The sequence below is a fragment of the Streptomyces djakartensis genome (genome assembly GCF_014651075.1).
GTDB lineage: Bacteria > Actinomycetota > Actinomycetes > Streptomycetales > Streptomycetaceae > Streptomyces > Streptomyces djakartensis.
This window is the reverse complement of record NZ_BMWE01000002.1, coordinates 124,577-136,327: the sequence shown is the minus strand read 5'-3', so window position 1 is coordinate 136,327 and position 11,751 is coordinate 124,577. Positions and strand designations below refer to the sequence as shown.

The 11,751-nt window shown below is 73.5% G+C and carries 11 protein-coding genes and 2 pseudogenes; 7 read left to right on the top strand and 6 right to left on the bottom strand.

Annotation, left to right across the window (positions count from 1 at the left end; genetic code table 11):
* Positions 1–238: 238 nt before the first annotated feature.
* The 4 genes from IE212_RS04080 to IE212_RS04065 form a co-directional block, all read right to left on the bottom strand.
* Positions 239–1,537: an MDR family MFS transporter gene (locus IE212_RS04080; protein WP_190196283.1), complete on the bottom strand. Its 1,299-nt coding sequence runs from the start codon at positions 1,535–1,537 to the stop codon at positions 239–241.
* The gene (locus tag IE212_RS04075) at positions 1,534–3,336 is read right to left on the bottom strand and encodes an ABC transporter permease subunit (RefSeq protein ID WP_190196282.1); all 1,803 of its coding nucleotides are present in this window, start codon (positions 3,334–3,336) and stop codon (positions 1,534–1,536) included. The genes IE212_RS04080 and IE212_RS04075 overlap by 4 nt, the downstream gene beginning before the upstream one ends.
* Before the next feature lie 106 nt (positions 3,337–3,442).
* The gene (locus tag IE212_RS04070; protein ID WP_190196281.1) at positions 3,443–3,976 is read right to left on the bottom strand and encodes a GNAT family N-acetyltransferase; all 534 of its coding nucleotides are present in this window, start codon (positions 3,974–3,976) and stop codon (positions 3,443–3,445) included.
* A gap of 77 nt (positions 3,977–4,053) precedes the next feature.
* Complete coding sequence (locus tag IE212_RS04065; protein WP_190196280.1) at positions 4,054–4,851, bottom strand: VOC family protein; 798 nt, start codon at positions 4,849–4,851, stop codon at positions 4,054–4,056.
* A 136-nt stretch (positions 4,852–4,987) separates the two neighbouring features.
* Here IE212_RS04065 and IE212_RS04060 point away from each other — a divergent pair.
* Positions 4,988–5,494, top strand: a pseudogene (locus tag IE212_RS04060) (SAM-dependent methyltransferase); the annotation flags it as partial.
* Between the two features lie 51 nt (positions 5,495–5,545).
* Here IE212_RS04060 and IE212_RS04055 read toward each other — a convergent pair.
* Entirely contained in the window at positions 5,546–6,343 is a 798-nt protein-coding gene (locus tag IE212_RS04055; protein ID WP_190196279.1) for an SDR family NAD(P)-dependent oxidoreductase, read from the bottom strand.
* Between the two features lie 56 nt (positions 6,344–6,399).
* Here IE212_RS04055 and IE212_RS04050 point away from each other — a divergent pair, with 56 nt between their 5' ends.
* The 6 genes from IE212_RS04050 to IE212_RS04025 all read left to right on the top strand — a co-directional run bounded on the left by IE212_RS04050 (position 6,400) and on the right by IE212_RS04025 (position 10,787).
* On the top strand, positions 6,400–6,876 hold the full coding sequence (locus IE212_RS04050; protein ID WP_190196278.1) for a DUF4396 domain-containing protein: 477 nt from the start codon (positions 6,400–6,402) through the stop codon (positions 6,874–6,876).
* 117 nt (positions 6,877–6,993) lie between these two features.
* Positions 6,994–7,662 (top strand): hypothetical protein, encoded by a 669-nt coding sequence (locus IE212_RS04045; protein ID WP_190196277.1) that lies wholly within the window; start codon positions 6,994–6,996, stop codon positions 7,660–7,662.
* A 195-nt stretch (positions 7,663–7,857) separates the two neighbouring features.
* On the top strand, positions 7,858–8,490 hold the full coding sequence (locus IE212_RS04040; RefSeq protein WP_190196276.1) for a sigma-70 family RNA polymerase sigma factor: 633 nt from the start codon (positions 7,858–7,860) through the stop codon (positions 8,488–8,490).
* Positions 8,491–8,686: 196 nt separating this feature from the next.
* Positions 8,687–9,376 (top strand): helix-turn-helix transcriptional regulator, encoded by a 690-nt coding sequence (locus IE212_RS04035; RefSeq protein ID WP_190196275.1) that lies wholly within the window; start codon positions 8,687–8,689, stop codon positions 9,374–9,376.
* Positions 9,373–10,350, top strand: a complete 978-nt coding sequence (locus IE212_RS04030; RefSeq protein ID WP_190196274.1) for a pyridoxal-phosphate dependent enzyme — start codon at positions 9,373–9,375, stop codon at positions 10,348–10,350. Before IE212_RS04035 ends, IE212_RS04030 begins: the two co-directional genes overlap by 4 nt.
* Positions 10,351–10,427: 77 nt before the next feature.
* Complete coding sequence (locus tag IE212_RS04025; protein ID WP_190196273.1) at positions 10,428–10,787, top strand: cupin domain-containing protein; 360 nt, start codon at positions 10,428–10,430, stop codon at positions 10,785–10,787.
* A gap of 11 nt (positions 10,788–10,798) precedes the next feature.
* Here the strand turns inward: IE212_RS04025 and IE212_RS04020 are convergent.
* A pseudogene (locus tag IE212_RS04020) lies at positions 10,799–11,735 on the bottom strand (VWA domain-containing protein); the annotation flags it as partial.
* Positions 11,736–11,751 lie beyond the last annotated feature (16 nt).

The window sequence follows — 11,751 nt, the reverse complement described above, 5'->3', positions numbered from 1 at the left end:
CCTCATGCTCGTGGGAAGGTCGTCGCCGCAGGCCTAACTCCCCGCGTTCGCAACGGGGTTGGTGGGGTTGCCGCAGCCGACCCAGAATACTGGCGCCGCGTGACACCGTTTCCCGCCTTCGGGCCCCCGGGCGGCACGGTCCCGGACATCCCGGACCGGAAAGGCCGCCCGGGGGAAGTGACGCGAGCGCGCGTGAAGTTGCCGCGGTCGTCGGCGAGGTCCCCTATTCCCGGCCGGTTCAGGCCGCCTTCCCGTCCTGTTCCCGCCGGCGCGGCAGGAGCGCCACCGCCGAGGCCGGTACGGCGGCGAGGACCAGCCACGGCACGCAGGACGGAAGGTCCAGGTCGAGCAGGAGGCCGGTGGCCGCGCTGCCGGCGAGGACGATCAGGCCGGAGACCGAGGACAGCGCGCCCGTGTAGAGGCCGAGCCGGCCCTCCTCGGCGAGGTCGGGCACCCAGGAGCGCGCGGCGGGCACGACCAGCATCTGCCCCAGGGTGAGCAAGATCACGAAACCCGCGGTGGGCAGCAGGCCGGTGGTGCCCGTCCAGCCGGCGGGGCGCGCGGCGGCCACCACCGCGAAGCCGGACGCGATCAGCAGCAGCCCGGCGGTCATGGAGCGGCGCAGGTCGAGCCGGTCGCCCGCCCAGCGGGTGATCGGCAGCTGAGCGAGGACCACCAGCACCGAGGACAGGGCGAACAGCCAGGACAGCGGCGCCTGGGAGCCGGCCGCGCGCCGCACCTCGTCCGGCAGGGCCAGATACAGCTGGTTGTAGGCGAGCAGGTAGGTGCCGTACGCGCAGCACAGGGCCAGGAAGCGGCGGTTGCGCAGCAACAGGCGCGCCCCGCCCCGCTCCCGGACGCGGAGCCGGCCGGGGATGTGCCGCGGCATCAGCCAGAGGTGCCCGGCGAGGACGCACACGAACACGGCGGCACCGGCGAGGCACGCGGTGCGGAAGCCGACGGCCAGCAGCAGCGCGCCGAGCAGCGGCCCGACGAAGGCCCCGGCCTGGCCTGCCACGCTGAACAGCGCCAGCACCCGGGTGCGCGGGCCGTGCCCCTCCTCCTCCCAGGCCACCGCCTGGCGGGCCACTTCGGACTCCACGGCGGGGGAGAAGAGCGCGGCGGCGAAGCCGATCACCAGCACCGCCCCGATCACGGCCCAGGTCGCCTCGGCGTACCCGAGCCAGGCGAACCCGGCGATCCGCAGCGCGCAGCCGGCCAGGACGACCGGCCGCACCCCGCCCCGGTCGACGAGCAAGCCGCCGACGACGAACAGCCCCTGCTGGCTGAAGGTGCGCAGCCCGAGCACGAACCCGACCAGCCAGCCCGCCATGCCGATCGCCGTGCCGAGGTGCTCGGCCAGGAACGGCAGGACGGCGAAGAAGCCGATGTTGAAGGCGAGTTGGGTCCAGATCAGCAGCCGCAGCAGGGGCGACAGCTCCCTCCAGAGCCGCCAGGTGCCTTCCTTCGGGGCGCGGGAGTCCTCGGTCGGGCGTGCGGTCCGGAGGGTCGGGACGCGGGACATGAGACCGGTCATCGCTTTTCTGTCGTCGAGGTGGAGGGGGGTCTCAGGAGGGCGTCGGGGTGTTCCGGCAGCGGGGCGGGACGCGCCTGTTCCGGGGGAGGCCCGGCCGGGCTGCCGGGACGCTTCCGCCGCCGGGGCGGTCGTACGCCGCCCGCGGCCGTCACCGCGAGTGCCCCCAGCAGGGCGAGTACGGCGGCGGGGACGAGGACGGCCCAGGGGGCCCGCTCCGCGTACGGCTGGTTCTCGGCGAGCAGCAGGCCCCATTCGGGGGACGGCGGTTGCGCGCCCAGGCCGAGGAAGCCGAGCGCGGCGAGACTCAGCGCGACGCCGGGCAGCCGGAGCAGCGCGTGCCGGGTCACCGGCGGCAGGACGGCGGGCAGCAGTTCGTGCCGGAGCAGGTACCAGCGCCCGGCGCCCAGCCCGCGGGTGGCGGCCAGATGGGTGGTCGCCCGCTCCTGGCGCAGCAGCGCGGAGGTGTGGGCGGCCAGTGGGGACCAGGCGACGACGCCGACGGCGACGGCGGGTGTCCACGGGCCGCCGCCCGCGATGCCGGCGACGAGCAGGCCGGCCAGGACGGGCGGCACGGCGCCGGCCGTGTCGACGAGCGGCCCGGACAGCCGCGGCAGCACTCCCAGCAGCAGCCCGAGGGCCAGGGCCGCGGCGCTCACCGCCAGGGCGGTGCCGAGGGTGGTCAGTGCGCCGTGCGACACCCGGGCGAGGACGTCCCGGCCGAGGGCGTCCGTCCCGAACGGGTGCTCCGGGGAAGGAGCCCGCAGCCGGGCCGTGGTGTTCAGGGTGAGCGCGTCACGCGGCAGGCCGAACCCGATGACGGCGGCGAGCAGCCCGCCGTACAGCAGAGGCAGGAAGCGGGGCGCGGGCGGCACGGCCCGGTGCGGGGAGTGCAGGGCGCCGTCGCGCAGGGCGGGACCGATCAGCAGCCGGGCCGTGAGCCGGGCGAGGAGTCCGGCGGTGGCCGCCAGCAGGACCAGGGAGAGCGTGCCGGCCTGCAGGACGGGCAGGTCCTGGGCGAGAGCGGCGTGCAGGGTGAGCCGGCCGAGGCCCGGGATGTCGAAGATCTGCTCGACGGCGACCGAGCCGCCGGTCAGACCGACCACGAACAGCCCCAGGTTCGGCAGCAGTCCGGGCACGCAACGGCGTACCGCCTGACGTGCCACGGACTTCGGCGGAACGCCACGGGCCGCGGCGGCCGACGCCCACGGTTCGGCGAACGCGCCGGGCAGCAGGTCGTCCAGCAGCCGCCCGAGCAGCGCTCCGGCGGGCAGACCGAGGGCCAGCGAGGGCAGCACCAGCCACCGCGGCCCGTACCAGCCGAGGGCGGGCAGCCAGCCCAACCGCACACCGATCACCGAGGCCAGCACCGAGGCGACGAGGAACTCGGGCAGGGCCGCCAGCACGGCCGACGTCGTGCCACCGGGGCCGCGCCCGGTGAGCCGTCCCCGCGCTCCGAGGAGGAGCGTACGGGCGCACACCGCTGCCGCCGTGCCCGCCGCGACCGCCAGGGCCCCGGCCATCAGCAGCAGCGACGCGCCGAGCGCCTGAACAACGGAGGGCAGTACCTGCGCGCCGGACACCCACGACGTACCCGCGTCACCGTGCAGCAGCCCGCCCAGCCAGTGGCCGAGCAGCGCCGACGGGCCGTCGTCCAGGCCGAGTTGGTCCCGGACGGCGCGCAGTGTCCCGGGCGTCGGGTCACGGTCCGCGGAGCGGGCCTTGAGCACGGTCAGCGCGGGGTCGGTGCGCGACAGCCACGGAAGCAGGCCGACGGCGGCGAGCAGGGCGGCCGTGAGCACGGCCCGCCACAGCAGGGCCGGACCACCGCCGCGCGCGAGAGCGCCCAGGACGGTGAGGACCTTGGCCAGGGGTGAGATCGAGGAGTTCAGTGTCGTCCCCGGCTGCTCACGCGAAGGGGATCTCGAAGTGCACCACGCCGCTGCCGCCGGGCACTTCCTCCCGCTCGTCGCACACCACCTTGCCCAGTGACCGCCACAGGCCCATCGCACCGGGCGAGTGCGGATACGTGTGCAGATACACGGACCGGTAGCCACCGTCGGACCGCGCGAAGGCCACCAGGCCCTCCACCAGCCGCCGGGCCAGACCCCGCCGCCGGTGCTCCGGGCGTACGTACACCCGTCGCAGCTGAGCTGTCTCACCCGAGGGGAACCGCTCGGCGAGCCGGCGCGGGTTCGGCGGGTGCGCCGGCCCGCGGGCGTCCAGCGCTCCCGTGGCAGCCACCGTCCCGTCCCGCTCGTCCACGGCGACCAGGAGGGTGTGCCGCGGCGGTTCGACGTAGAAGGACACCGGATCGATGATGTCGGCGTGCCACCGGGGCACGTAACCGGTTGCGAAGTCGCGGTACACGGCGTCCAGCATCACCGCCCGCGCCCCGTCGACGTCCGCGGGCATGGCTTCCCTGATGCTGTACTCATGCATTTGCACATCATATGCAAATAGCAACCCGGCGCCATCAGCGTTCACTCCCGATGTCCGCCGCGCACGGCTCGGGCGGTTCAGCTCCCGGACGGGGCGAGCAGCACGAAGTCGGCGTTCGCCGGGTCGAGGCAGACGGCCAGCCGGCCGACGCCCTCCGCGTCCACCGGGCCCATCTGCACGCTGCCGCCGTGCTCGGTCACCCTCGCCACCGCCGCGTCACAGTCCTCCACGGCGAAGACCGGGTGCCAGTACGGCCGCCCGTTGGTCAGCGCCAGATCCTCCTTCCGGAGCTCCATGAGGCCCCCGTGCATGCGGTCCTCGGGCAGGCCGGCGGGCGTGATGAGGGTGTAGGTGCCCCCACCGCCCGGCATCGGCATGTCGCTGAACTGCCACCCGAAGAGGCCGCCGTAGAACTCCCGCGCGGCGGCGGCGTCGCTGGTGTAGAGCTCGGTCCAGCACAGCGAGCCCGGCTGGTCCACCAGGTCGAGGCCCTTGTTGGTCCCCGGCTGCCAGACGGCGAACTGGCCGCCCAGCGGGTCGCTGAACTGCGCCATCCGGCCCCACTCGTCGAGATCCATCGGCGCCACCCGCACGGTGCCGCCCGCCTGCCGCACGGCCTGCGTCGTGGCGTCGGCGTCGGTGACGCTGTAGTAGAGCATCCAGGCCGGGCGCGCGCCCTCCTCCGTGAGCTTGCCGAGCCCGGCGACGACCTTGCCGTCCTTCCGGAACATCCCGCCCTCGAAGTCCTCACTCTGGCCCATGGACTCGTACTCCCACCCGAGCACGGCGCCGTAGAAGGCCGCGGCGGTCCGCACGTCCGGGGCGCCGAGGTCGAGCCAGCAGGGGGAACCGGGGGCGTACTCCGTGGTGATCATGGTGATGCATCCCTTCCGCAGATCCTCTGTGGCCCCAGCGTGACACCGGGCACTGACACCCGCCCGTCGGCCGCCCGTGGAACCATCGGCGTCATCGCCCGGTCGGGTGGTCGTGGACCGGATGCTGCGAGGGTGGTGGGCGGAGTCCTTCCACTGGATGGACCGCGACCTGGTCGCGGCGCCCCTCCGGGACATGCTCCGGCCCGGCGGGGCCCTGGTGCACATCTCGGACCTGAGGACGGACGAGCTGACCGTCGACGGTCTGCCGCACCCGGCGGTCCCCTACACGGCGGTGGACGAGCTGGTCAAGCGGTACCTGGGGCCCGTACGGAGAGCCGGCCGGGGCCTGCTGCCGCAGGGGACCCCGGGGGGAGAGGCCGAGGTCTTCGCCCGGGCCGGATTCTCCGGCCCCCGGCGTCTCCTCGTGCCGGGCGGTCAGGCACTGGAGCGGGCCTCAGACGATGTCGTCGCCTGGGTGTTCTCGATGTCGTTCTCGGCGCCGCACCTGTTCGATGGACGCCGGGACCGCTTCGAGGAGGACCTGCGCCGGCTGCTGCGGAAGGCCTCCCCGTCGGGTCTGTTCTCCGAACGCGGCCCGAGCACCGAGGTCTTCCTGCGGCGGAAGGACGGGACCGCGCGCTGACGGGAGGGAGCGGGTGAGGGGCACGGCCTCGCAGAGCGGCCACCTTCGGTGTCAGTGGACGGACAGACCGCCGTCGACGAAGACCGACTGCCCGGTGATGTAGCCGGACGCCGGGCCCGCCAGGAAGACCGCCGCTCCCGCGAAGTCCTCGGCCAGGCCGTTCCGTCCGATCATGGTGCGCGCGGCGAGCGCGGCCACCTTCTCGGGATCCGACGACAGCCGCGCGTTGAGCGGTGTCATGACGAAGCCCGGCACCAGCACGTTGCAGGTGACTCCGCGCGGTGACCACGCCTCGGCCTGGGACCGCGCCAGCGACTCCAGCGCGCCCTTGGAGGCGCCGTAGGCACCGCTCTGGACGAACGCGCGGTGCGCCTGCTGGGAGCTGATGTGCAGGATGCGCCCGTACCCGCGCTCCGCCATGCGGGGCCCGAACCGCTGCCCCAGGAGGAAGGGCGCCTCGAGATTGACGGCCATCGTCATGTCCCAGTCCTCCTCGGTGAGTTCGTCCATCGGCGGACGGACGTTGATCCCGGCGCTGTTGACGAGGATGTCGGGCTCACCGAACGCCTCGACGGCCCGCTCGGCGGCCGCTCGCACGCCCTCCCGTGTGCTCAGGTCGGCGCCCACCCACGCGGCGCGGCAGCCCTCCGACGTCAACTCCTCGACGGTGGCCGCCAGCCGGGCCTCTCCCCGGGCCACGGCCACCACGCTCGCACCGGCCCGCGCGAGGGCGTCGGTGATGGCACGGCCGATGCCGGAACTGCCGCCCGTGACCACCGCGACCCGGCCGTGCAGGGAGAACAGCTGGGAGAGGTAGGCGTGTGCGGCCGGTGCCGGTTCCGTCGTCATGGCGAGAACTCTACCGGCCTGGCGCCTATACCCCGGGGGGGTATATAGTGTGGGCCATGGATCACACTCATGGCCACGATGAGCGCCAGCACGGGACGGCCGCCTCATGGGGGACGGCCGTCAAGGCGACGCTCCACTGTCTGACCGGGTGCGCGATCGGTGAGATCCTCGGCATGGTGATCGGCACCGCCCTCGACTGGGGCAATCTGCCCACCATGGTGCTGGCGATCGGGCTCGCGTTCCTCTTCGGATACTCGTTCACCCTGTTCGCGGTCCTGCGGGCCGGTCTGGGCCTCAAGCCGGCGATCCGGGTCGCGCTCGCCGCCGACACCGTCTCGATCACGGTGATGGAACTCGTGGACAACGCGATCATCGCGCTCACTCCCGGGGCGATGGACGCCCACCTGACGGACACGCTGTTCTGGTCCGCCCTGCTGGGCGGTTTCGCGGTCGCCTTCCTGATCACGGCTCCGGTCAACAAGTGGATGATCGGCCGGGGCAAGGGGCATGCCGTGGTGCACGCCCATCACTGACAGGCATCACCCGCGGCAGTGGCCTGGATCACATGCCGCCCATTGAGTGCCCCGCACGGGAGATGCCCGTACCCATGGGTGACGACCGGGCGGGGCCGGATGCGAAGATGAGGCGCCATGACAGCTGGGTGGTGTGCTCGCACGTTACGGGCCGCGGTGTTCGCGGCTGTCTGTGTCGTGCTCGCCGCTCTCGGCCACGTCATGATGTCCGGCGACCACGTGTCCGTGCGGACCCTGGTGGCCGGCTGGGCCGTGACGGCCTCGGCGGGCTGGTGCCTGGCGGGCCGCGAGCGCGGCCTGCGACTCGTCGTCGCCGTGGCGGTGGCCGTCCAGACGGCCCTGCACTCGGCGTTCTCGCTCGAGCCGTCGGCCGTCGGGGCAGCGGGTGGCGCCCACCCGATGAGCATGCGCTCCATGGGCGCACACTCCACGGACACGGGCCCCATGGGGCATGAGACGCACTCCATGGGCTCGACCTCCATGCACATGGGGCACGCGGGAGACGTTCCGGGCGGCGACTCGTCGCTCGGCATGCTCGTCGCCCACCTGCTCGCCGCCCTGCTGTGCGGTCTGTGGCTGGGCCACGGGGAGCGGGCCGTGTTCCGCCTGCTGCGTGCCGTGGGCGGCTGGCTGGCCGCGCCGCTGCGGCTCCTGTTCGCCCTGCCCGCGCCGCCGCCCCCGCCCGTACGCGCGCGACGACGGTCCTCGGACCGGCCGCCGCGTCTCGCCCTTCTCGTCCACGCGATCACCTCTCGAGGGCCACCTGCGAGGGCCGCTGCCGCCTGACGGCAGCCGGTGACACCGGGGCCGCACCGGCGCGCCCCGGAACCGGTCGTACCTCCGTGCCCGCGACCCCGCCGCACGGATACGGCCGCATTCCCTCCCTCACCCGGACCCCGGAGCCACGCGCACACGCCCGGCCTCCCGTACCGGCGTCGCCCGCGCGCCCGTGGCTCCGGCAATCTTCGAGAAGGACACCAGGTGACCACTCCTGCCCTGCCCCCTGCCCGCCGGAGAGCGGACCGCCTCGCCTCGGCCGACGAGTCGATAACCGCCTGGGCGCTGGCCGCCCGCGGCGGTGACTCCGTGGCCGTCGACCGGTTCGTGCGCGCCCTGCACCGCGACGTCATCCGCTACGTGGCCCACCTGTGCGCCGATCCGCAGGCCGTGGACGATCTGGCGCAGGACACGTTCCTGCGGGCGCTCGGCAGCCTGCACCGGTTCGAGGGCCGTTCCTCGGCACGCTCCTGGCTGCTGTCCATCGCCCGGCGAGCGGTGGCCGACAGCCTCCGCCGCACCGCCGTACGCCCCCGCCGTGCCGACGTGCCGGACTGGGAGCTGGCCGCCGAGCTTGCCCAGCCGCCCGGACTGCCCGGCTTCGACGACGGCGTGGTGCTGCTGGAGCTGCTGGCCGGGCTGCCGGACGAGCGGCGTGAGGCGTTCGTCCTCACACAGCTCCTCGGTGTGACGTACGCGGAGGCCGCCGAGCTGAGCGACTGCCCGGTCGGCACCGTCCGCTCCCGCGTGGCGCGGGCCCGGGCGACGCTCATCGCCCTGCTAGCCGAGGCGGAGGAACCGGTACCCGCCGTGTCGCCCGCCCTGGCCGCGGCCTGAGGCGGGCGGCGTCAGGGCCGGGCCGGCTCGATGTTCTGGTCGGCGTGGAAGAGGTCGTCCGGCCCGTAGGTGGACGCTGCCGCCCAGGGCCAGGAGGATGCCGCCCTCGATCGAGGCCACCGGACTTTCCTGGACTCTCTATCCAACTGCTGGACGCATGGTCTAGCGTGGTGCCGGGAGAAGGGGGGACGGTGCGATGACCGCCGATGACCAAGCCCTGGACGCCGAACGGGACGCGATCCTCTCCGCGCTGACGCCGGTCGCCGACGGCATCGCGGCCACCTTCGGGCCGCTCTGCGAGGCCGTGCTGCACGACTACCGGAAGCCGGAGAAGTCGGTTGTCGCCGTGGCCGGGTCGGTGACGGGCAGGACGGTGGGCGGAGCGATGAGTGAGATCGGCATGGGTGTCCTGGCCCGTGGTGACGAGGCGTCCGACGAGCTGAACTACGTCACCCGCACCGGCAACGGCACGCTGGTGAAGTCCTCCACGATGGTGCTGCGCGACTCCACCGGAGCCGTGTTCGGCGCGCTCTGCCTGAACGTGGACGTCAGCGCCGTCAGCCAGGTGCACGGCCTGCTGGGCGCGCTCGCCGGTCTCGGCCCGGCCCCGGCGGAGCTGCCGACCACCACCTTCGGCAATGACATCGACTCCGTGGTCGACGCCCTCGTCGACGCCCACCAGTCGAGGCAGCGCGGCAGCTGGGCGGAACTCGGCCGCGCGGAGCGGCTGGAGCTGTTCGGCGGACTCGACGCGCGCGGTGTCTTCGCCGTGCGCGGCGCGGTCGAGCAGGTCGCCGCACGGCTCGGCATCTCCCGTGCCTCCGCCTACAACTACCTCTCCCAGGCCAGGGCCGCCCACGACACGTCGACTGGAGAGCACACGTGACGACCACCACCCCACCGGTCACCCTCGACGACGTCCGGGACGCCGCCGAGCGGCTCAAGGGCATCGCGCACCACACGCCCGTGCTGCGCTCGCGGACCCTCGACGAACTCGTCGGTGCCGAGGTCCATCTCAAGTGCGAGAACTTCCAGCGCGCCGGCGCCTTCAAGTTCCGCGGTGCCTACAACGCCGCCTCCCGCCTCACCCCCGGCCAGTTGTCCCGGGGCATCGCCTCCTACTCCTCCGGCAACCACGCCCAGGCCGTCGCCCTGGCCGCCCGCGAACTCGGCACCACCGCCGTGATCGTCATGCCGGAGGACGCGCCGCCGTCCAAGCGCGCGGCCACCGCCGGCTACGGAGCCGAGATCGTCGGCTACGACCGCTACACCGGCGACCGGGTCGCGATCGCCGAGGCCCTGGCCGCAGAGCGGGGCCTCACCGTCATCCCGCCCTACGAGCATCCGCACGTGATGGCCGGACAGGGGACAGCCGCACTCGAACTCCTCGAAGAGGCGGGAGAGCTGGATGCGATACTGACGCCGGTGGGCGGCGGCGGACTGATGGCCGGCAGTGCCACCGCGGCCAAGGGGCTGCACCCCGGCATCCGCATGATCGGCGTCGAACCGGAGGCCGGGGACGACACCAAGCGCTCGCTGGAGGCGGGGCGGCGCATCAGCATCCCGGTGCCGCGCACCATCGCCGACGGACAGGCGCTGCCCACACCCGGGGAACTCACCTTCTCCGTCAACCGGCGTCTCGTCGACGCCATCGCGCTGGTCGGTGACGACGCGATCAGGGACGCGATGCGGTTCGCGTTCGAGCGTCTGAAGATGGTCGTCGAGCCGAGCGGCGCCACCCCGCTGGCCGCCCTGCTCACCGGCCGGGCGGGCCCGCTCCCGCGCCGCGTCGGCGTGATCGTCTCCGGCGGCAACGTCGATGCCGGGCGTTTCGCCGAGCTCTGCGGGAGCGGCCTCTGAGCGGGCTCTCCCCCGGATGGCGGTCCCCGCTGGACAGGCGGACGATTGCAGGGTAGGGACCCGGAAGGGAGCGTGTCATGCTGGAAGTGAAGACGCTTGACAAGCCGGATGAGCGGCGTGATTTCTCGCGCGGCCACCTCGAGGCCGTCCACATGACGGATCTCGACTTCGCCGTGGCGACCTTCGAGCCGGGCTGGCGCTGGTCCGAGTCCGTGGCGCCGATCGCGGGCACCGACAGCTGCCAGATGCACCACAACGGGTACATCGTCCAAGGACGCATGCACATCCGCATGGACGACGGCGGTGAGACGGAGGTCGGTCCCGGCGACGTCTTCGTCGTCTCGCCCGGCCACGACGCCTGGGTCGTGGGCGACGAACAGGTCGTGACCTACGACTTCCAGGGGCAGACGGCCAGGGAGTACGCCAAGAAGGACTAGGACATCGGACGTCACACCGGGAGCAACCTCGCCACCAGCGCGCCCAGTTGCCGGACGTCGCGGCACTCGTGCATTCCGACCGGCTCCGCGTAGGCGGGCGCGACGGAGTCGCCCGTGCCCCAGCGGGAACGCTGCTCGGGATTCAGCCAGTGGACGCGGCGGGCCCGTTCGGCGATCCGCCGGACAGCGGGCAGATTCGGGTCGCTCCGGTTCGTCCGCGCGTCGCCCAGGATGAACACCGTGGTGCGCGGACCCGCCGCGCCCTCCTAGCGTTCCGCGAACTCGCCCAGCGCCATGCCGTAGTCGCTGCTGCCGTGATAGCCCGTGAGCGCCGCCTCGGCCTGGATCCGGGCGCCCAGCCCCTCCGGGCCGGCGGTGCCGTGTTCGAGCAGCGCGGTCACCTCGTCGATCCGGTTGACGAAGGCGAACACCCGTACCTTGCTGAACTGGTCGTGCAGTGCCTGCACCAGCAGCATCGTGAAGTCCGAGAAGCCGGACACCGAGCCCGACACATCGCACAGCAGGACCAGTTCGGGACGGGCGGGACGCCGTCTGCGCAGTACTGGCTTCATGGGCACACCGCCCGTCGACAGCGACCCGCGCGCCCCGGGAGGCGCGACGGCGCCGGGCCGCGAGCCGGGTGGCGAGCTTGCGGGCGAGCGGCTGGACCACCCTGCGCAGCTCGGCCAGCCGGTCCTTGCCGGCGAACAGGAAGTCGACCCGGTCGGCGGCCGGGGCCACCGCCCGCCGGGCGATCTCGTCCCGCCCGCGCCGCTCGGCCACCCGGCGCCGCGCCTCCGCGGCCACCAACGAGCGGAAGGTGTCGATGCGGCGCCGGATCTCGTCCTCCAGCAGCCGGTCCGCGAACCCCGGGCTTCCGCCCTCAGCCCGCACATCGTCCCGGACCCGGGCGAGCAGGGTCTGCGGGCGGAGCCGCTCGAGCGGCTCCGCCCCGCACCGCTGA

Excerpts from the sequence above, each read along its gene's own strand:
- IE212_RS04050 (WP_190196278.1), top strand. The coding sequence starts at position 6,400 with ATGGATCACACTCATGGCCACGATGAGCGCCAGCACGGGACGGCCGCC.
- IE212_RS04045 (WP_190196277.1), top strand. The coding sequence starts at position 6,994 with ATGACAGCTGGGTGGTGTGCTCGCACGTTACGGGCCGCGGTGTTCGCG.
- IE212_RS04025 (WP_190196273.1), top strand. The coding sequence starts at position 10,428 with ATGCTGGAAGTGAAGACGCTTGACAAGCCGGATGAGCGGCGTGATTTC.
- IE212_RS04055 (WP_190196279.1), bottom strand. The coding sequence starts at position 6,343 with ATGACGACGGAACCGGCACCGGCCGCACACGCCTACCTCTCCCAGCTG.
- IE212_RS04070 (WP_190196281.1), bottom strand. The coding sequence starts at position 3,976 with ATGCATGAGTACAGCATCAGGGAAGCCATGCCCGCGGACGTCGACGGG.
- IE212_RS04080 (WP_190196283.1), bottom strand. The coding sequence starts at position 1,537 with ATGACCGGTCTCATGTCCCGCGTCCCGACCCTCCGGACCGCACGCCCG.
- IE212_RS04065 (WP_190196280.1), bottom strand. The coding sequence starts at position 4,851 with ATGATCACCACGGAGTACGCCCCCGGTTCCCCCTGCTGGCTCGACCTC.
- IE212_RS04035 (WP_190196275.1), top strand. The coding sequence starts at position 8,687 with ATGACCGCCGATGACCAAGCCCTGGACGCCGAACGGGACGCGATCCTC.